The following is a 20,468-nucleotide window of genomic DNA, read 5'->3' on the forward strand; positions in this document are numbered from 1 at the left end:
CGCGGGATTCAGCCGGCGTCTCTGTCCGTCCGCACGCAGCGCAGCCTCCCCCGGAAGGCGGTCTTGAAGCAGCCGTTGCAGGAGATGCAGGCGGCGACGGCCAGGCTCTCGCCCTGCCAGCGCCGCGCCAGGTCCGGCTCGCAGATGAAGGGACGGCAGAGGGAGATGAAGTCGGCGCTGCCGCAGCGCAGGATGCTTTCGGCCCGCAGCCGGTCGCGGATGCCGCCCACCAGCAGCAGCGGGCAGCGAACGACGGGTCGCAGCCGTTCGGCCAGTTCCAGGTTGTACGGCTGCAGCGGCGGATCGTCGGCGCGGCGCCGTCGGACCGGGGTGCGGTCCCCGGAGGCCGGGGTGCCGCTGCTGATCTCGATGCCGTCGATGCCGGCGGTGTCGAGGGCGCAGGCCACCTGCAGGGCGTCGTCGCAGCACAGGCCGCCTTCCAGGTGGTCGTCGAGACTCAGCTTGACCAGCAGCGGCAGCCGGGAGCCGACGGTCTGCCGGACGGCGGCGTAGACCTCGAGCAGAAAGCGCATCCGGTTGTCCGGATCGCCGCCCCAGGCGTCGGTGCGCCGGTTGCTGAGCGGCGAGAGGAACTGGTTGATCAGGTAGCCGTGGGCGGCGTGCAGCTGGATGGCGTCGAAACCCCAGCGGCGGGCGCGGTCGGCGGCGGCGGCGAAGGCGTCGATGACGCGGGCGATGTCGTCGGCGGTCATCTCCAGGGGGCGCTGCGGATACTGCTCCAGCTCGATGGCCGAGGGGGCGATCGGGGTGCAGCCGCAGACGTCGCTGCGGGTCTGGCCGCCGGCATGGCCGATCTGGGCGCAGATCCGGCCTCCTTCGGCGTGCACCGCGTCGACCAGCCGGCGCACCGCATCGGCCGGCGCCTCGTCCTTCAGGCTGAGGGCGCCGGGCAGCAGTTTTCCTTCCTGGGCGACGTAGGCGAAGCCGGTGATGAGCAGGCCGGTGCCGCCGGCCGCCAGGGCGCGGTGCAGCGCGATCAGTTCGTCGCCCGGCACCCCTTCCGGATCGCACATCCCTTCCCAGGTTGCCGAGCGGACCAGCCTGTTGCGCAGCTGCAGCTCGCCGAGCCGCGCCGGGGCGAACAGTTGTCGGGCATGAGTCACGACGGTTCTCCTTGCGCCGGCAGGGTGACGATCCGGTCGTCGGCCGGCGAAAGCCGGATGCCGCCCTCGGGGTCGACCGCCCAGGTATTTTCGATGCCGACCACGCCGTGACCGTCGAGCAGGAATTTCGGCTCGATGGCGATGGTCTGGTTCTGCTGCAGTGGCACGTCGAAGCCCTTGGCCAGCACCGGCATTTCGTCCAGCTCGAGTCCGACGCCGTGGCCGACGAACTTGGCCTGCTCGCCCGGAACGCCCATGAAGCATTCCCCCAGCCCGGCCTCGGCGGCGATACTGCTGGCCAGGTCGAACAGCTCCGAGGCGATGGCGCCCGGACGCAGGGCGGCGATGACCTGCCGCTGGATTTCAAGGGCGGTGTCGAAGGCGTGCTGGACGTCGGGATGGATGCTTCCGGGGACGAAAATCCGGCTCATGTCGACGATGTAGCCGTCGTAGACCGCGGTGTAGTCGACCATCAGCGGCATGTCCGGCCGGATGACGGCGGTCGAGGCACCGTGGGGGGAGGCGGCGCTCAGGCCGCAGCCGGTGACGGCACCGTCGAAGAATCCCGGCTGGTTGGCGCTGCCGCCGGCGACCAGCAGCCCCTGGAAGAGCTCCTGGTTGTAGGCGCGCATCCTGACGTAGCCCTCGCTGCCGAGCTTGCGCGAACGGCATTCGAACTCGGCCGCCAGGTCGACCTCGCGCATTCCCGGCTGGTAGAAATCGGGCACCTGGGCGAACACCTTGCTCAGCTGCTCGCCGGCGTGGCGGATCTTCTCGACCTCGAAGGGCGACTTGACCGAGCGCAGGTTGCGGTTGATGCCGGAGATGTCGACAAACTCGCGTTCGGGCAGCACCTTCTTCAGATAGTCGAGCTGGGCGATCGGCAGCACGTCGCAGGTCAGGCCGATGCGCTGCCCCGGCCGGCCGACCAGCTCGGTCAGCTGGCGGCTGGAGGGGAAGGGACGCAAATCGTCGATGCAGCTCTCCTGCCGGGCGCGGGTCAGGCTCTTGCGGATCAGCAGCAGCGGCTCGCCGCTCTGCGGCACCCAGAGCATGCCGTTCTGCCGGGTGCCGGCGAAGTAGTAAAGGTCGATCGGGTAGAGGATCAGCGCCCCGTCCAGCTCCTTGCGCTGCAGCTGTTGCTGGAGGTTGGCGATGCGGACCTGGCATTCGGTTTTCAGGGCCATGGGAACATCCTTTCGGGGGAGTCGGAAGTCAGAATTTGAAGCCTCTGCTGCATTCTGACTCCTGTCTCCTGGATTCTCAAGATGTTACATGTTTCTCCGGTACTGTCCTCCCACCTCGTACAGGGCGCGGGTCATCTGCCCCAGAGAGGCGACCTTTACCGTCTCCATCAGCTCGGCGAAGATGTTGCCGCCGCTGACCGCCACCTGCTTGAGCCGCTGCAGTGCCTCCGGCGCCTTGTCGGCGTTGCGCTGCTGGAAGGCGCGCAGATTGGTCAGCTGCAGCTGTTTCTCCTCTTCGGTGGAGCGGGCCAGCTCGCCCGGAATCTCGTAGCCCTCTTCCTCGACCCGCGGGTTGAGGTAGGTGTTGACGCCGATGATCGGCAGCTCTCCGGTGTGCTTCTTGTGCTCGTAGAGCATCGATTCGTCCTGGATCTTGCCGCGCTGGTACTGGGTTTCCATCGCTCCGAGCACGCCGCCGCGCTGGCTGATGCGCTCGAACTCGCACAGCACCGCCTCTTCGACCAGGTCGGTCAGCTCCTCGATGATGAAGGAGCCCTGCAGCGGGTTCTCGTTCTTCGCCAGGCCGAACTCCTTGTTGATGATCATCTGGATCGCCATCGCCCGCCGCACCGATTCCTCGGTCGGGGTGGTGATCGCCTCGTCGTAGGCGTTGGTGTGCAGCGAGTTGCAGTTGTCGTAGATCGCCATCAGCGCCTGCAGGGTGGTGCGGATGTCGTTGAAGGCCATCTCCTGGGCGTGCAGCGAGCGGCCCGAGGTCTGGATGTGGTACTTGAGCATCTGGCTGCGCTTGTTGGCGCCGTACTTGTCGCGCATCACCACCGCCCAGATGCGACGCGCCACCCGGCCGATCACCGAATATTCGGGGTCGAGGCCGTTGCTGAAGAAGAAGGAGAGGTTGGGCGCGAAATCGTCGATGTGCATGCCGCGGGCGAGGTAGTACTCGACGTAGGTGAAACCGTTGGCCAGGGTGAAGGCGAGCTGGCTGATCGGGTTGGCGCCGGCCTCGGCGATGTGGTAGCCGCTGATCGACACCGAGTAGTAGTTGCGCACATTGTTGTCGATGAAATACTGCTGCACGTCGCCCATCATGCGCAGGGCGAACTCGGTGGAGAAGATGCAGGTGTTCTGCCCCTGGTCTTCCTTGAGGATGTCGGCCTGCACCGTGCCGCGCACCGTCTGCAGGGTCCAGGCCCTGATTCTGTGGTACTCGTCGGCGTCCGGCTCGCGGCCGTTCTCCTTGCGGAACTTCTCCACCTGCTGGCGGATGGCGGTATTGAGGAACATGGCCAGGATCATCGGCGCCGGACCGTTGATGGTCAGTGAAACCGAGGTCATCGGATCGCACAGGTCGAAGCCGGCGAAGAGCTTGTCCATGTCGTCGAGGGTGCAGATGGAGACGCCGCTCATGCCGATCTTGCCGTAGATGTCGGGCCGCTCGTCCGGGTCTTCGCCGTAGAGGGTGATGCTGTCGAAGGCGGTCGACAGGCGCTTGGCCGGATCGTCCTTGGTCAGAAAGTGGAAGCGGCGGTTGGTCCGCTCGGGCGTCCCTTCACCGGCGAACTGCCGCTTGGGGTCTTCGGCGGTGCGCTTGAAGGGGAACAGGCCGGCAGTGTAGGGGAAGAAGCCGGGGGCGTTCTCCTTCATGCACCAGCGGACGATCTCGCCGTAGTCGGCGAAGTCGGGCAGGCAGACCTTGGGAATGCGGGTGCCGGAGATGGTGGTGGTGAACAGCTCGTTGCGCAGCTCCCTGTCACGCACCCTGGTCACCATGACATCCTGGCGGTAGGCCTTTTTCAGCTCCGGCCATTTCTCCAGCGTCTGCCGGGTTTCGGCGGACAGCCTGTCGCGGGTCTGCTCGATCAGCTCGTCGAGGCTGGCCGCCGGATCGGGCAGCAGCTTTTTCGCCCCTTCGAGCTGGAAGAGCTGGCGGGCGAGCTCGGTCTGCCGCTCCACCTGTTGCCGGTAGTTGCGGATGGTGTGGGAAATCTCGCCCAGGTAGCTGGTCTTTTCCGGCGGGATGATGCGCTGGGCGAGGCTGTCCTGGTCGCCGATCTCGATCCGGCTCTGCCAGCCGGTTCGGCACTTCTCGTTCAGCTTGTCGATCAGGGCGCGGTAGAGGCGGTTGGTGCCGGCGTCGTTGAACTGACTGGCGATGGTGCCGTAGACCGGCAGCTCCTCGTCGGCCGCCTCGAACAGCTTGCGGTTGCGGCGCACCTGCTTGCGCACGTTGCGCAGGGCGTCCTCGGCGCCCCGCTTTTCCATCTTGTTCAGGGCGACCAGATCGGCGAAGTCGAGCATGTCGATCTTTTCCAGCTGGGTCGGGGCGCCGAACTCGCTGGTCATGACGTAGAGCGAGACGTCGCAGACCTCGATGATGCCGGTGTCGCCCTGGCCGATGCCGCTGGTTTCGACGATGATCAGGTCGAAGTTGGCGGCCTTCAGAACGGTCATCGCCTCGCGGATGGCGGCCGACAGTTCGCTGCGCGAATCGCGGGTCGCCAGCGAGCGCATGTAGACGCGCGGGTTGTTGATGGCGTTCATGCGGATGCGGTCGCCGAGCAGGGCGCCGCCGGTCCGCTTGCGGGTCGGGTCGACGGAGAGGATGGCGATGTGCTTGTCGGTGAAGTCGTTCAGAAAGCGCCGCACCAGCTCGTCGGTCAGCGAGCTCTTGCCGGCGCCGCCGGTGCCGGTGATGCCGACCACCGGCACCTCCCTGGCCAGCTCCTTCACCCGGTCGTGGGCCGCCTGCAGCTCGCCGTTCGCTTCGGTGACCAGCTGCTCGGCGCAGGTGATCATGCGGGCGATGGCCTGGTGGTCGCCGGCGGGAAGCATCTCCAGGTCGCGGCCGATTCTCCGCGGCGGTGCGAAATCGCACTGCTGCAGCTTGTAGTTGATCATTCCCTGCAGGCCCATGCGGCGGCCGTCCTCGGGCGAGAAGATCTTGCAGATGCCGTAATCCTCCAGCTCCCGGATCTCGTCGGGAATGATGACCCCGCCGCCGCCGCCGAAGATCTTGATGTGGCCGGAACCGTATTCCTGCAGCAGGTCGTACATGTACTTGAAGAATTCGAGATGCCCGCCCTGGTAGGAGCTGACGGCGATGCCCTGCACGTCTTCCTGGATGGCGGTCAGCACGATTTCCTGCGCCGACCGGTTGTGCCCCAGGTGGACGACCTCGGCGCCGGAATCCTGCAGCAGCCGGCGCATGATGTTGATCGACACGTCATGCCCGTCGAACAGGCTGGTGGCGGTGACGAAACGTATGTGATGTTTGGGGCGATAGGGTTCCTGTTCCATGTCGCGGCTCCTTGCGGAAATTGATGAATTTGTCCAAACGACGTTTTAGCAACCTTTGTGCCACGCCCGTCGCCGGGCGGCCCGGATGCCGGGCCGATGACTCCGGACCGGTCCCCGGGGGGATGGCGCAAGGGGGCAATGTCGATAACGGGAGTGACGAATCTGTCTACTTTTGTTGACACCCGGGAGCTTCCTTGTTGAAAAATCTTGGAAAAATGGTGGCTTCTCGTCATGACGGCACAAGGGCAGGCTGGAGGCGGCGCCAGAGCGCGTCTGGTGCCGTTAAACATTTCTTTTGCGTTAAAATATAAAACACTGTATTATTTTTGTTCGCATCCGGGCGCGGGGCCCGGCACTGCCGCCGACGGTCGCCATTTTGCCTGTCGACTGGAGGAGTTGGTCATGGATTTCGTGTTGCAGGCCCGGGAAGCCGGGTTCGATGTCGGTTCGCTGGAGTTGCCGGCCGAGAGCTGGCTGGTCGTTCTCGACGAAGAGCAGCGCATCGTGCTCAGCAACGAGGATTCCTTTGCCTTTGTCGGCAAGCGGCCGGAAGAGCTCGTCGGCAAGCGCCTCGGTCACGTCATTTCTCTCGGTTTTCTTCTCCCTTTCATTGTCCGGGGGGTCAGTTTCCAGGAACAGCCGGTCTGGATCGACGGCGCCAAGTATTACTGCAATTACATGCCGTTCGGCCGGAACGGACAGGCCACCGGCGGCTGTTTCTGTCTGCTGCGCCGGGAGCAGGTGTCGGACGGACTGCTCGAGCTTCCGGGGCTTGTCGGCAGCCTGCCTGCCGGCGTCGACATGTCGGGTGACAGCCTGATCATGGTCAACACCGAGGGAGTGATCACCATGATCAGCCAGCCTTTCGCCGATGTTCTCGGCCTGGCGGCGGGAGAGATGCTCGGCCGGCACGTGCTGCAGGCCTATCCCAATTCCAATCCCTCGCGCCTGCCGTCGGTCATGGACAAGGGGCTGGCCGAAGAGGCCGAACCTCACCTGCTCAACGGCCGTCACGCCATCGTCAGCCGCTATCCCCTGTTCCGCGACGGCGAGGTGGTCGGGGGCTGGGGCAGGATTCTGTTCAGTGATGCCCGCGAGCTGTTCCAGATGGCGGAAAAGGTCCAGGCCTATGTCCGGCCGCCGGCACGCAGGAAGGTGTCCCGGCGAGGCGGCAACGCCCACTGCTTCAAGTACGACTGCAACAGCATCATCGGCCAGAGCCGGGTGATGAAGGATCTGAAGGAGCGTCTGTTGCGCATCGCCCGACGGCCGTCCAACGTGTTGCTGCTGGGGGAGAGCGGCACCGGCAAGGAGCTGTTCGCCCATGCCGTTCATGCCGCCAGCCAGCGCCGCTACGGGCCTTTCGTCCGGGTCAACTGCGCCGCCATTCCCGATCATCTGCTCGAGTCGGAACTGTTCGGCTATGTCGAGGGAGCCTTCACCGGGGCGCGCAAGGGTGGCCAGGTCGGCAAGTTCGAGCAGGCTGACGGCGGCACCATCTTTCTCGACGAGATCAGCGATATGCCGCTGGTGATGCAGGCCAAGCTGTTGCGCGTGCTGCAGGAGAAGGAGGTGACGCCCCTGGGCGGCACCGGCACCCGCAGCATCGACATGCGGGTGATCGCCGCCACCAACGTCGACCTCGAGGAGCGGGTGCGGGAGGGGCGGTTCCGCACCGACCTCTATTACCGGCTCAACGTCATCTCGCTCGAGATCCCGCCGTTGCGCAACCGGCGGGAGGATATCTATTTCATCGCCAAGCACCTGATCGACGACTTCAACGCCGAATTCGGCATGGCCATTCAGGGGCTGGACGACGAGGCGTGGAAGCTGCTGGAAAGTTACGACTTTCCCGGCAACGTCCGTGAGTTGCGCAACATCATCGAAAGTGCCTTCAACATGACGGACGGACCGCTCATCAGGGCCGCCGACCTGCCTCCGACCATCCGCCGGACCCGGCCGGGCGCCGCCGGCGGCAAGGCGGTGATTCCGGCTCGCGACGAGCTGCTGAGCGCCATCGGGCAGAAATCCCTCCAGGAAATCCTGGAGGAGATGGAGCGCCAGCTGATCGAGGCATCCCTCGAGCGGGTGGGTGGGAACAAGCTCAGTGCCGCCAATGTCCTGGGTATCTCCCGGCCCGGACTCTACAAGAAGCTGAACAAGTACAACATCCAGTAATGTCGGCAGTGCCCGCCGGTTTTTTGGGGTGAGATGTCGCTGTTGGTTTGGATTGGCGGAAAACACTGTTAACAAAGATGACAGACGATGCCCTCGATTATTGTTTGCTTCAATTAAGTATTGTTCTTTAATCTGTAAAAAGTTCTTTTAAAAACAACATGTTATCATTTATATGTGTGGCGTTTTCGTTTAAAAACAGTGTTTGGTATTCTGGTTGCAAAAGGGCGGGGCAGGGATTTCGTCCCATTTCGGGAAGAGTGCCGGTTGCCACCGGCGTCTTTTCCATCCCATTTCGACTGACGAGGAAGCCACATGTCTGAAACAGCCCCACTTCTCGAGGTTCGAGGCGTTTCGCTCTCCTTCGGCGGCGTCCACGCCCTGACCGATGTCAGTTTCCAGGTCCGCAAGGGTGAGATCTTCTCCATCATCGGCCCCAACGGCGCCGGCAAGACCTCGATGCTCAACTGCATTTCCGGTCGCTATCAGCCCAACCAGGGCTCGATCGTCTTCAAGGGCAAGGAGCTGATCGGGCTGCGTCCCAACGACCGCTGCAACCTGGGCATCGGCCGAACCTTCCAGAATCTCGCCCTGTTCAATCACATGACGGTGCTCGACAACATCATGGTCGGCCGTCATCACCTGCTGAAGAACAATTTTCTCACCGGATCTATCTACTGGCTGACCGGCGCCCGCAGGGAGGAGCTGCGACACCGGGCCGAGGTCGAGGACATCATCGATTTTCTCGAGATCGCCCATATCCGCAAGTCGGTGGCCGGCACCCTCTCCTACGGGTTGCGCAAGCGGGTGGAGCTGGCCCGCGCCGTCGCTCTGCGTCCCGACCTGATTCTGCTCGACGAGCCGATGGCGGGAATGAACCTGGAAGAGAAGGAGGACATGGCCCGCTACATCATCGATCTCAACGAAGAGTGGGGGATGACGGTGGTGATGATCGAGCACGACATGGGCGTGGTGATGGATATCTCGCACCGGGTGATGGTGCTCGATTTCGGCAAGAAGATCGCCGAGGGTCTGCCCGACGAGGTGATGGCCGATCCGCGGGTGCGCAAGGCCTACCTGGGCGAGGACGATGTGGAAGACGGCCGGGAGGCCCGGGCCGGGGAGGTCGCCTGATGAAAGTCGAATACGCCGATGTCAAGCGCTACGATACCTTTCCCAAGCTGCTGGCCTACAATGCCGCCAACTGGCCGGACGAGATTGCCCTGCGCGAGAAGGAGTTCGGCATCTGGAACGCCTTCACCTGGGCCGACTACCAGAAGATGGTGCGGCGATTCGCCCTCGGCATGCACAAGCTCGGCATCGGCCAGGGCGACGCCGTCGGCATCATCGGCGACAACCGTCCCGAATGGGTGGCCGGGGAGATCGCCTCGCACGCGTTGCGGGCGATGATCTTCGGCATCTACCAGGATTCCCTCAACGAGGAGGTCGCCTACCTGATCAATTACGCCGGGGCGAAGATCATTATCGCCGAGGACGAGGAGCAGGTCGACAAGGTGCTGGAGATCACCGAGCAGTGCCCCTGCGTCAAGCACATCGTCTATTGCGATCCGCGCGGCATGCGCAAGTACGACGATCCGCGCCTGCTCAGTCACACCGAGCTGATGCGGCTGGGGGACGAGCTCGACGCCGAGCAGCCCGGACTCTACGATGAGCTGGTCGCCGCCGGCCGTGCGGAGGATGTCGCCATCCTCTGTCCGACCTCGGGCACTACCTCCAATCCGAAGCTGGCCATGCTGCAGTGCGGGCCGATGCTCGAGCACTGTTTCGACTACCTGCAGAACGACCCGAAATACCCGACCGACAACTACGTTTCGGTGCTGCCCCTGCCCTGGATCATGGAGCAGGTCTATGCCGTGGCGCAGGCGCTGATCAGCCGGCAGATCGTCAACTTCGTCGAGGAGCCGGAAACGATGATGTCCGACCTGCGCGAAATCGGGCCCAATTTCGTGCTGCTGGCGCCGCGTGTCTGGGAGAGCATCGCCGCCGACGTCAAGGCGCGGATGATGGACGCCACCCCCTTCAAGCAGCGCATGTTCAACCTCGGCATGCGGCTGGCGGAAAAGGCGGCCAGGGAGGGCAAGGGGCAGTCGAAGCTGGCCTACTGGCTGCTGTTCCGGGCGCTGAAGGACCGTCTCGGATTCAGCAACCTGCGCTCGGCCGCCACCGGCGGCGCCGCCCTCGGCCCCGACACCTTCAAGTTCTTCCTCGCCATGGGAGTGCCGTTGCGCCAGCTCTACGGTCAGACCGAACTCGGCGGCGCCTACACCATCCACCAGGCCGACGACGTCGATTTCGATACGGTCGGCGTTCCCTTCTCCACCGCCGAGGTCAGGATCGACAATCCCGACGCCAACGGGGTCGGCGAGGTGGTGGCCCGGACCCGCGGCATGTTCCTCGGTTACTACAAGAACGAAAAGGCGACCGAGGAGACCCTCGAAGACGGCTGGATGCACACCGGCGATGCCGGCTACTTCAAGAAGGAGAACGGCCACCTGGTGGTGATCGACCGCATCTCCGACCTGGCCGAAACCTCAACCGGCAGCCGCTTCTCGCCGCAGTTCATCGAGAACAAGCTGAAGTTCTCCCCCTTCATCGCCGAGGCGGTCATCCAGGGCGACGGGCGCCCCTACCTGGCGGCGATCATCTGCATCCGCTACGAAATCGTCGCCAAGTGGGCCGAGCAGCGCGGCATCGCCTTCACCAACTACATCAACCTGTCGGCCCAGCCCCAGGTCTACGATCTGGTGCGCAAGGAAGTCGAGCAGGTCAATGCCACCCTGCCGGAGGCGCAGCGCATCCGCAAGTTCCTGCTGCTCTACAAGCAGCTCGACGCTGACGACGGCGAGCTGACCCGGACCCGCAAGGTGCGCCGCGGGGTGATCCGCGAAAAATACGCCGACATCATCAATGCCATCTACTCCGACCTGGAGACCGTCCATATCGACACCATGATCACCTTCCAGGACGGCACCAAGTCACGGGTGCAGACCGACGTGCGGGTGGTCGACCTGGGGCGGGATGGCGATGCGGGCTCGGTGGACGGCAGGCTGAAGTCGGCAGTGTGAATCGAAGGCACCGGGCGTTGGGCGTCGGGCCTCGGGTTCAAATCCCGGCGCCTTGCGCCTCGAACCTGATTTTTAGGAGTCTTTATGAACTTTGAACTTCTGACCCAGCTGATTGTCAACGGTCTGATCGTCGGCACCCTCTACGGGGTGGTGGCGATGTGCTTCGTACTGATCTACAAGTCGACCCAGGTGGTCAATTTCGCCCAGGGGGAGTTTCTGCTCATCGGTGCCTGGACCTGCTGGGCGTTGCTGGTCAAGTTCCACCTGCCGTTCTGGATCGGTTTTCCCGTTACCCTGGCCTTCATGGTGGTCTTCGGCATCCTGCTGCAGATGGTGGTGCTGCGGCCGCTCATCGGTGAGCCGATCATCTCGGTGATCATGGTCACCATCGGTCTGTCGATGTTCTTCCAGTCGCTGATGGGCTGGATCTTCGGGGTCTACGCCAAGCCGTTTCCGCAGGTGTTCGAGATCCAGTCGGTGAGTTTCCTCGGACTGCAGATCCAGACCGCCTACATCATGAGCCTGGTGATCTCGATCATCATCATGATCGGCTTCTACTACTTCTTCAAGCATTCCCGCCTCGGCCTGGCAATGCGTGCCACCGCCTTCGACCAGCAGGTGGCGCAGAGCCTCGGCATTTCGGTCAAGAAGGTCTTCGCCGCCGCCTGGGCCATCTCGGCCCTGGTCTCGGCCCTGGCCGGGGTGGTGGTCGGCATGGTCAACGGCGTCTCCTCGGCCCTCTCCTTCTTCGGCATCAAGGTCTTTCCGGTGGTCATTCTCGGAGGACTCGACTCGATCGTCGGCTCGATCGTCGGCGGCCTGATCATCGGCGTGCTGGAGAATCTGGCCGAGTTCGTCGACAGCCAGTGGCTGCACCTGGGCAACATGTACACCATCGCTCCCTTCTACGCCCTGGTGGTGATCCTGATGATCAAGCCCTACGGCCTTTTCGGAACCAAGGATATCGAGAGGATCTGATCCATGTCTTCTTCAGCTCATGCCCGGATGAACTGCGGTGAATTCCGCACCACCTACGAGCAGGACACGACCATCTTCCCGACTCCCCTGTCGCGGCGGATGGTGATCGCCGCCGTTGTCTTCCTCTGTTTCGCGCCGTTTGTGCTCAACGCCTATTTTCTCAACCTCGGCATCCAGATCGGCTACTATGCCGTCGCCGCGCTGGGGCTGAACATCGTCGTCGGCTTCACCGGGCAGATCTCCCTCGGTCACGCCGCTTTCTTCGGTTTCGGCGCCTTTGCTTCGGCCTGGCTCAACAACTCCACCGGCATTCCGGTCTTCTTCTGCATTCCCCTGGCGGGCATGATGACCATGGCTCTCGGCCTGCTCGTCGGCATTCCGGCCGGGCGCATCAAGGGACTCTACCTGGCCATAGCCACCCTCGCCTCGCAGTTCATTCTCGAGGACTTCTTCGCCCGCGCCGAGTGGTTCACCGGCGGCGTCGCCGGCGCCATGGCCAATCCCTTCTCCATGTTCGGCTACGAGTTCAACACCGACCAGAGCTACTGGTACGTGGTTCTCGTCTACCTGGTGGTGATGTTCCTCATGGCGACCAACCTGCTGCGCACCCGCGACGGCCGCGCCTTCGTCGCCGTGCGCGATCACTACCTTTCCGCCGAGATCATGGGGATCAACCTGACCAAGTATCGGATCCTCTCCTTCGGCATCTCCTCCTTCTACGCCGGCGTGGGCGGCGCCCTGTTCGGTCACTACCTCGGTTTCGTCTCTGCCGAGGGTTTCAACATCCTGCTGTCGATCCAGTTTCTCGGCATGATCATCATCGGTGGTCTGGGCTCGGTCATGGGCAGCCTGATGGGTACGGTGTTCATGGTGCTGCTCCCGGAAGTGATGGAGGCGGGAGTCTCCCTTGCCGGCGGCTTTTTCCCCGGAGTGACCCAGGCGCTGGCCTACATCAAGGAGATGTCGATCGGCCTGGCGATCATTCTCTTTCTCATCTTCGAGCCGGACGGACTCGCCCATCGCTGGCGGATGATCAAGGCCTACTGGAAGCTCTATCCATTTTCCTATTGATGGATTTATTGAGGATGTGTCGTGCAGGATCACTCCATGTCAACGTCCCGCGTTGCGGGCCCGTTTCCAAGCAAGGGAGGAAAACCATGCGCAAATCGTTGATTCTCGGATCTCTGTTACTGGCTTCGCTGGCGATTGTCGGGGTCGCTACCGCCGCCGACACCATCCCTGTCGGCCACCTGGCCGCCTACACCGGACCGACCTCGGGGGTTGGCATCCCCTACGGCAACGGCATTGATGACGCCCTCGCCTACATCAACAAGCACGGCGGCGTCAACGGCAAGCAGATCAAGTTCGACACCGTCGACTATTCCTACAACGCGCCGCGGGCGATCGCCACTTACAAGAAGTGGATGTCGTCGCTGAAACCGGTCGCCATCCAGGGCTGGGGCACCGCCGACACCGAGGCGCTGGTCAAGTTCATCGCCCGCGACAAGATCGCCTACATCTCGGCATCCTACTCCGGACACCTGACCGACCCGACCGGCAAGTCGCCGAAGACAAAGTCCCCGGCGCCCTACAACTTCTTCTACGGTCCGTCCTATTCCGATGCCTGCCGAGGCCTGGTGCAGTGGGCGGCCGAAGACTGGAAGGCCAAGGGCAAGTCGGGCAAGCCGAAGTTCATCCACATGGGTGACAATCATCCCTATCCGAACGCACCCAAGGCTGCCTGTGCCGAGTACGCCAAGGAGCTCGGCTTCGAGGTGCTGCCCTCCATCGTCTATTCGCTGAAGCCGGCCGACGCCAAGGCCCAGTGCCTGTCGCTGAAGGAGTCGGGGGCCGACTACGCCTATCTGGCCAACACCTCGAGCTCGAACATCTCGCTGCTCAAGTCGTGCGGCACCGTCGGCGTCAAGACCCAGTTCCTGACCAACATCTGGGGCTGGGACGAAAACTCCATCAAGGCGACCGGCGATGCCGGTGACGGCATCGTCTGGGTGGTCGGCGCCGCCGCCTGGGGGGACGACGTGCCCGGCATGAAGACGCTGAAGGAGATCTCCAAGATGTCCGATCCCAGCGGCACCAAGCGGCGCATGCTGCACTATGTCCGCGGCGTCTGCGCCACCTTCTACATGAAGGAGGCGATGGTCAAGGCTGAAGCCATGGGCGGCATCACCGGCGAGAACATCAAGAAGGGCTTCGAGCAGATGAAGGACTTCGTGCCGCCGGGACTGGAAGGGGTCTGCACGCCGTCGACCTGGACGGCCGAGGACCATCGCGGCACCACCCTGGTCAACGTCTACACCAGCAAGTACAACGGCGGCGACTTCAAGATGACCAAGCTGGCCACCGTGGAAGTGCCGCGGCGGCCTGAATGGCTTGGCTGGTGATTGTCAGCGGAAGCTGACAGCCACAGGTTAAAGGCTTGAGACTGGAGGTTCTGGCGGGGGCGGTTGCCGCCCCCGCCGGGAACCGCCGGGATCCAGACTTCAGACGCCAGGTCGCGGCAGAAAGACTTTGCTCCTGACTCCTGAATTCTGACTCCTGGCTCCTGAGTTCCGTATTCAGTCCAAAAACGGAGATTCCCATGTCCGAACCGGCCGTCAAAGTGACAGAAAAACCTGAAGAGAAGGAAATTCTCCTTTCGGTCAACAATATCGAGGTGGTCTACGACGAGGTCATCCTGGTGCTGCGCGGCATCAGCCTCGACGTGCCGAAGGGCGAGCTGGTCACCCTGCTCGGGCCGAACGGCGCCGGCAAGTCGACCACCCTCAAGGCCATTTCCGGGCTGCTCAAGACCGAGGATGGCGAGGTGACGCGCGGCACCATCACCTACAAGGGCGAGAACATCGCCAACAGTTCCCCGGACGACATCGTGCGCAAGGGGATCTTCCAGGTCATGGAGGGGCGGCGCATCGTCGAGGACATGACCGTCATCGAGAACCTGCGCCTCGGCGCCTTTACCCGCAGGGACCGCGAAATCAACGACGACATCGAGAAGGTGTTCCATTACTTTCCGCGGCTGAAGGAGCGAACCGGCCTGGCCGGTTACCTCTCCGGCGGCGAGCAGCAGATGCTGGCCATCGGTCGCGCGATCATGGCCCGGCCCGAGATGATCCTGCTCGACGAACCCTCCATGGGCCTGTCGCCGCTGCTGGTCAAGGAGGTGTTCGGAATCATCCGCAACATCAACAAGGAGCAGGGGATCACCATGCTGCTGGTCGAGCAGAACGCCAACATGGCCCTGCACAGCGCCAGCTACGGCTATGTGATGGAATCGGGCAAGATCGTCCTCGACGGCACCGCCGAAGAACTGCTCAGCAACGAGGACATGAAGGAGTTCTATCTTGGCGGCGGAAGCGGCGAGCGCAAGTCGTTCAAGAACATCAAGTCGTACAAGCGACGGAAGAGGTGGATGTAAAACCGGCGGCCGCCAAAGGCTCATCTGCTGCGTTACGCTCGGTCTTCGGGCTTCGACGTAGCTCCGCTACGACTCAGCCCTCAGCCTTTCGCAAGCCTTGCATCTGAACCTTTATCGACCGCCGGAGAGACCGGATGCAAGGGAAAGGTCCTGCACCACTGGCGTCCTGAGCGGGCACAGCGGGCGGGTGGCCACTGTTTTTCCCCTCTGACTTTTTTCAAACGGAGATCCCCATGCCCCAGTACTACGACGATCTCGAAACCCGCAGTCCCGAGCAGCGCGAGGCGGACCTGTTCGCCCGGCTGGGCGAACAGATCGAGCACGCCAGGCGAACCGCACCCCATTTCGCCGAAACCCTCGCCGGTGTCGACGGCCGGCAGATCGGGGACCGGACGGCGCTGGCCGGCCTGCCGCTGCTGCGCAAGTCGGATCTGATCGAAAAGCAGCGCTCGGCCCCGGTGTTCGGCGGACTGACCGGCATCGCTCCGCCCGAGCTGCGCCAGATCTTCGCCTCGCCGGGCCCGATCTTCGAGCCGGGCAGCGACCGGCCGGACGCCTGGCGTTTCGCCCGCGCCCTGTTCGCCGCCGGCGTGCGGCGGGGGGATATTCTGCACAACTGCTTCTCCTATCATTTCACTCCCGCCGGCATGATGGTCGAATCGGCGGCGCGTGCCCTGGGCTGCGCCGTGGTGCCGGCCGGGGTCGGCCAGACCGAGCTGCAGGTGCAGGTGATGGCGCATGTCCGGCCGCAGGGTTATGTCGGCACACCGTCCTTTCTCAAGCTGATTGTCGACAAGGCGACCGAGCTCGGCAGTGACCTGTCGAGCCTGAAAAAGGCGCTGGTTTCGGGGGAATACCTGCCGCCGAGCCTGCGCGAGGCCATGGCAGAGCGCGGCATTGCCGTCCGCCAGTGCTACGCCACCGCCGATCTTGGCCTGATTGCCTACGAGTCGGAGGCCCTGGAGGGGATGATCGTTGACGAGGGGATCATTCTCGAAATCGTCCGCCCCGGCACCGGCGAGCCGGTGCCGGAGGGGGAGGTCGGCGAGGTAGTGGTGACCCGTCTCGATCCCGACTATCCCCTGATCCGCTTCGCCACCGGCGACCTGTCGGCCATCCTGCCCGGAGCCAGCCCCTGCGGCCGCACCAACATCCGCATCAAGGGATGGATGGGGCGTGCCGACCAGACCACCAAGGTGCGCGGCATGTTCGTGCATCCGAGCCAGGTCGACGCCATTCTGAAGCGTCATTCCGAGCTCGGACGCGGCCGGCTGGTGGTGACACGCGAGAATGATCTCGACGCCATGTGCCTGCAGGTCGAGCTGGCCGGCGAGCCGCCCGCCGGCCTGGCGGAGGCGGTTGTCGGCAGCATCCGCGAGGTGACCAAGCTGCGCGGCGAGGTGGCGTTCGTCGCGCCGGGAAGCCTGCCCAACGACGGCAAGGTGATCGACGATCAGCGTCAGATCGAGTAATTCTGTTTGCCACTGAGGCACTGAGAGCCAGAGGTAATTCCAATCTTATGCTTTGTGCCTTCGTGGTGAGATTCCAGATTTTTCCAAACTGAAACGAAGGGGGAATCCATGTCCACCCAGACCAAAACCGAAACCGGAACCGAAACCGGAACCGAAACCGGAACCGAAGCTCTCGACGAGGGGATCCAGCTGCTGCATCGCCTCAGCAAAGAGGAGCTGATCGCCATCATCATCGACGACGCCAAGAACTGGCTGGCGCACGACGGGCTCTGGTTTCAGGCGATCGAAAGGGCCCACGGCATGGAGGCCGCCATCGAGGCCGACCGGGCCGCCTGGGAGAAGTTCACCGTCATCGAGGCCAAAAGGATCATGGCGCGGCTCGGCATCGAGCCGGGCGGAGGGATTCCGGCCCTGCTCGAATGCCTGAAGCACCGCATGTACGCGCGGCTGAACCTGCAGCAGGCGATCGAGGTCAGCGACACCCGGGCCGTTTTTCGCATGGTCGACTGCCGGGTGCAGTCGGCGCGCAAACGCAAGGGACTGGACGATTTCCCCTGCAAGTCGGTGGGTATCGTCGAGTACAGCGAGTTCGCCCGCACCGTCGACCCGCGGATCCGGACCCGCTGCGTTGCCTGTCCGCCCGATGCGCATCCCGATGATTACTGGTGCGCCTGGGAATTCACCCTCGAGGGCTGAGGCGGCTGCGGTCCGATGCTCGGTGACTGTCTCGTCGGCATTCGTGTTCTCGACCTCAGCCAGTACCTGCCGGGGCCTTTCGCCACCCAGCTGCTGGCGGATCTCGGTGCCGAGGTGCTCAAGGTCGAGCCGACGGCCGGCGATCCGATGCGCCGCTTCATGCTGGCCGACGGCGATGGCGTTTCCCCTTTCTACAAGCAGGTCAACGCCGGCAAGTCCGTGGTCGAAATCGACCTCAAGAAGGCGGCCGGAAAACAGACTCTGACCGAACTGGTGCGGGCGGCCGACGTGCTGCTCGAGTCCTACCGTCCGGGAGTGCTCGAGCGCCTCGGTTTCGGCCGCGAACGGCTAGAGCAGATCAACCCGCGCCTGATCCATTGCGCCCTGTCCGGCTTCGGCCAGACGGGTCCCTGCCGCCAGCGGGCCGGACACGACCTGACCTACCTCGCCATGAGCGGCATGCTCAGCCTGACCGGAACCGGCCAGACCCCGGTCATCCCCTTTCCGCCGATCTGCGACTATGCCGCCGGCAAGCAGGCGGCGACCTCCATCCTTGCCGCCCTGCTGCGGCGCGGCCGCACCGGCCGGGGAGCCTTCATCGACGTCAGTCTGTTCGAAATGGCCCTCTCCTGGCAGTCCTTCGGCCTGACCGCCGCCTGCCGCCCCGGTGAGGCCTTCGGCCGCGGCCGCGATCTGCTCACCGGCGGTGCGGCCTGCTACCAGGTCTATCGTACCGCCGATGACCGTTTTGTCGCCCTGGGAGCCATCGAGGAGAAGTTCTGGCGGGCGTTCTGCGAGACGGTGGGACGGCCGGACTGGATCGCCCGCCAGCACGAGCCGTTGCCGCAGAAGGAGCTGATCGCCGAGCTGCAGGCCCTGTTCGCCTCCGCTGACCGGGACGAATGGCAGCGCCGCCTCGCCCGGGTCGACTGCTGCTTCGAGCCGGTCCTCGAGCAGGACGAGGTCCCCGGCCATCCGCATGTCCGGCAGCGTCGGCTGCTGCAGATTCACGACCGGGAACGGCGCATCGAGGTGCTCTTCCCCGCCTGGGTCGACGGTGAGCCGCCCCGGCAGCGCCGACCCCTCGAACGGGTGTCGGCGGCCGAGGCGCTGGCGATGTGGAAGGGGTGAGGGCGGCTGCCGCGGGAAAGGTGCTTACCGGCGATTGCCGAGAATGCGCAGCAGCATCAGGAACAGGTTGATGAAATCGAGATACAAGCGCAGGGCGCCGATGATGGCGGCTTTCTTGCGGCCGTCCTCGCTGGCGAAACCGGCCTCGCCGATCTGCTTGATCTTCTGGGTGTCGTAGGCGGTCAGGCCGACAAAGACGAAGACGCCGATGTAGCTGACGACCCAGGTGATCATCGCGCTTTGCAGAAAGATGTTGACCAGCGAGGCGATGATGATACCGACCAGGCCCATGAAGAAGAAGCTGCCCCAGCCGGTCAGGTCGCGCCTGGTCGTGTAGCCGTAGACGCTCATGGCGGCGAAGGTGCCGGCGGCGATGAAGAAGGTGCTGGCGATGGAGCTGCTGGTGTAGACCAGGAAGATGGCGGCGAAGGTGACGCCGTTCAGCGCCGAGTAGAGCAGGAATATCAGGGTGGCGGTGGTGACGCCGATGCGGTTGATGGCCGCCGACAGGGCGATGACCAGGCCCAGCTCGCCGAAGATGAGGACGTAGAAGACCATCCTGTTGCCGAAGATCAGCCGCAGCAGGTCGGGGCTCGACAGGGTCAGCAGGGCAGCCAGGGCGGTCAGGGCCAGTCCGGCGGTCATCCAGCCGTAGACCCTGGGCAAAAAGCGGCTGGCGCTGCCGACGGTCGCGGTGGCGGTGATGATGGGCGGTTTCGGGTTCAGCATTGCTCAGGCTCCTTCTCGCTGCCCGTGACCGGATATCGCCGGTCCGGGGTTCATTGGCATCCGGCAGTGAATCTGCTAACGTCATTTCGTTGCCATTCTACACCTTCGAGGAGGAGCTGCAATGACTGAAATGCCGCGACTGACCGATGCCCGGCTGACCTGCGAGAACCGGGTGGCCGAGCTGACCTTCGATCGAGATGACGTTCGCAACGCCCTGACCGGCACCACCCTGGTCGAGGACATTATCGCCACCATCGACTGGGCCAACCGCAATTCCGACCTGTCGGTCCTGATTTTGACCGGCGACGGCGCCGCCTTTTCGGCCGGCGGCAACGTCAAGCAGATGCGCGACCGCGAGGGGATCTTTTCCGGTTCGGTGCTGCAGATCCAGGACCAGTACCGGCGCGGGATCCAGCAGTTGCCGCTGGCGATGCAGCGGGCGGAAATCCCGGTCATCGCCGCCGTCAACGGCCCGGCCATCGGCGCCGGCATGGATCTGGCCTGCATGTGCGACCTGCGCATCGGTTCCACCCGCGCCCTGTTCGGCGAAACCTTCCTCAATCTCGGCATCATCCCCGGTGACGGCGGCGCCTGGTTTCTACCCCGACTGGTCGGCGCCCAGCGGGCGGCCGAGCTGATTTTCAGCGGCCGCCTGGTCAAGGCCGACGAGGCCCTGGAGCTGGGACTGCTGCTGGAAGTGGTCGACCAGGAGGAGCTGCTGCCGCGCGCCCGCGAGCTGGCGGCGCGCATCGCCGCCCAGCCGCCGCAGGCCTTGCGCCTGGGCAAGCGGCTGCTCAGGCTGGGGCAGAAGATGGACTTGCCCGAGTTCCTCGACCTGTGCGCTGCCTTTCAGGCCATGGCGCACCAGACCGAGGACCATATCGAGGCGATCAACGCCTTTCTGGAAAAGCGGCCGCCCCGTTTTCGCGGCTGCTGAAGCGGGAAAATTCCGGCCGACGAATCTGTCATTTGGTGGAGCGAAACAGGCGCCGTTGCCGGCATGGCGGGGGCGCAAGAGGTCTTTTAATGTCGGGCGGAATGGACTAGAATGCTCCCTCGTTTCACATGGACCTGACTCAGTGGGTTCATGCCGGACGAAGAGTGCACGTGCTTGGCCTGAACGCGTTTTCAGAAAATCC

15 protein-coding genes are annotated in these 20,468 nt (G+C 63.9%); 11 read left to right on the top strand and 4 right to left on the bottom strand.

The annotated features are described in order from the left end of the window. Nucleotides 1-8: 8 nt before the first annotated feature. The 3 genes from EDC39_RS13970 to icmF form a co-directional block, all read right to left on the bottom strand. Nucleotides 9-1,124: an oxidoreductase gene (locus tag EDC39_RS13970; protein ID WP_148897014.1), complete on the bottom strand. Its 1,116-nt coding sequence runs from the start codon at nt 1,122-1,124 to the stop codon at nt 9-11. Continuing rightward, entirely contained in the window at nt 1,121-2,311 is a 1,191-nt protein-coding gene (locus EDC39_RS13975; protein WP_148897015.1) for a M24 family metallopeptidase, read from the bottom strand. The genes EDC39_RS13970 and EDC39_RS13975 overlap by 4 nt, the downstream gene beginning before the upstream one ends. Nucleotides 2,312-2,395: 84 nt before the next feature. Continuing rightward, complete coding sequence (gene icmF, locus EDC39_RS13980) at nt 2,396-5,629, bottom strand: fused isobutyryl-CoA mutase/GTPase IcmF (RefSeq protein WP_148897016.1); 3,234 nt, start codon at nt 5,627-5,629, stop codon at nt 2,396-2,398. 402 nt (nt 5,630-6,031) lie between these two features. Between icmF and EDC39_RS13985 the strand changes: the two genes are divergently transcribed. The 10 genes from EDC39_RS13985 to EDC39_RS14030 all read left to right on the top strand — a co-directional run bounded on the left by EDC39_RS13985 (nt 6,032) and on the right by EDC39_RS14030 (nt 18,600). Beyond that, nucleotides 6,032-7,807, top strand: coding sequence for a sigma 54-interacting transcriptional regulator (locus EDC39_RS13985; RefSeq protein WP_148897017.1), 1,776 nt, complete (start codon nt 6,032-6,034; stop codon nt 7,805-7,807). A gap of 312 nt (nt 7,808-8,119) precedes the next feature. Continuing rightward, on the top strand, nt 8,120-8,938 hold the full coding sequence (locus tag EDC39_RS13990; protein ID WP_148897018.1) for an ABC transporter ATP-binding protein: 819 nt from the start codon (nt 8,120-8,122) through the stop codon (nt 8,936-8,938). Further along, nucleotides 8,938-10,890, top strand: a complete 1,953-nt coding sequence (locus tag EDC39_RS13995; RefSeq protein WP_148897019.1) for a long-chain fatty acid--CoA ligase — start codon at nt 8,938-8,940, stop codon at nt 10,888-10,890. Before EDC39_RS13990 ends, EDC39_RS13995 begins: the two co-directional genes overlap by 1 nt. Nucleotides 10,891-10,974: 84 nt before the next feature. Further along, nucleotides 10,975-11,868 carry a branched-chain amino acid ABC transporter permease gene (locus EDC39_RS14000; RefSeq protein WP_148897020.1) on the top strand — a complete coding sequence of 298 codons (894 nt, stop codon included), beginning with the start codon at nt 10,975-10,977 and terminating at the stop codon, nt 11,866-11,868. A gap of 3 nt (nt 11,869-11,871) precedes the next feature. Next, nucleotides 11,872-12,939, top strand: a complete 1,068-nt coding sequence (locus tag EDC39_RS14005; RefSeq protein ID WP_148897021.1) for a branched-chain amino acid ABC transporter permease — start codon at nt 11,872-11,874, stop codon at nt 12,937-12,939. Between the two features lie 86 nt (nt 12,940-13,025). After that, on the top strand, nt 13,026-14,270 hold the full coding sequence (locus EDC39_RS14010) for an ABC transporter substrate-binding protein (protein ID WP_148897022.1): 1,245 nt from the start codon (nt 13,026-13,028) through the stop codon (nt 14,268-14,270). Nucleotides 14,271-14,467: 197 nt separating this feature from the next. After that, nucleotides 14,468-15,301, top strand: a complete 834-nt coding sequence (locus tag EDC39_RS14015) for an ABC transporter ATP-binding protein (protein ID WP_148897023.1) — start codon at nt 14,468-14,470, stop codon at nt 15,299-15,301. Between the two features lie 233 nt (nt 15,302-15,534). Next, on the top strand, nt 15,535-16,773 hold the full coding sequence (locus tag EDC39_RS14020; RefSeq protein ID WP_148897024.1) for a phenylacetate--CoA ligase family protein: 1,239 nt from the start codon (nt 15,535-15,537) through the stop codon (nt 16,771-16,773). A 108-nt stretch (nt 16,774-16,881) separates the two neighbouring features. Further along, a complete protein-coding gene (locus tag EDC39_RS14025) occupies nt 16,882-17,469 on the top strand; it encodes a DUF6125 family protein (RefSeq protein ID WP_148897025.1) in 588 nt (195 codons plus the stop codon). Nucleotides 17,470-17,484: 15 nt separating this feature from the next. After that, nucleotides 17,485-18,600 carry a CaiB/BaiF CoA transferase family protein gene (locus EDC39_RS14030; protein ID WP_148897026.1) on the top strand — a complete coding sequence of 372 codons (1,116 nt, stop codon included), beginning with the start codon at nt 17,485-17,487 and terminating at the stop codon, nt 18,598-18,600. A 24-nt stretch (nt 18,601-18,624) separates the two neighbouring features. On the opposite strand, the gene EDC39_RS14035 is transcribed toward EDC39_RS14030, so the two are convergent. Further along, complete coding sequence (locus tag EDC39_RS14035; protein WP_148897027.1) at nt 18,625-19,329, bottom strand: Bax inhibitor-1/YccA family protein; 705 nt, start codon at nt 19,327-19,329, stop codon at nt 18,625-18,627. A 121-nt stretch (nt 19,330-19,450) separates the two neighbouring features. Here EDC39_RS14035 and EDC39_RS14040 point away from each other — a divergent pair, with 121 nt between their 5' ends. Beyond that, nucleotides 19,451-20,266 (top strand): crotonase/enoyl-CoA hydratase family protein, encoded by an 816-nt coding sequence (locus EDC39_RS14040; protein WP_148897028.1) that lies wholly within the window; start codon nt 19,451-19,453, stop codon nt 20,264-20,266. The last annotated feature ends 202 nt before the right edge of the window (nt 20,267-20,468 follow it).

This window comes from Geothermobacter ehrlichii (assembly GCF_008124615.1).
Lineage (GTDB): Bacteria > Desulfobacterota > Desulfuromonadia > Desulfuromonadales > Geothermobacteraceae > Geothermobacter > Geothermobacter ehrlichii.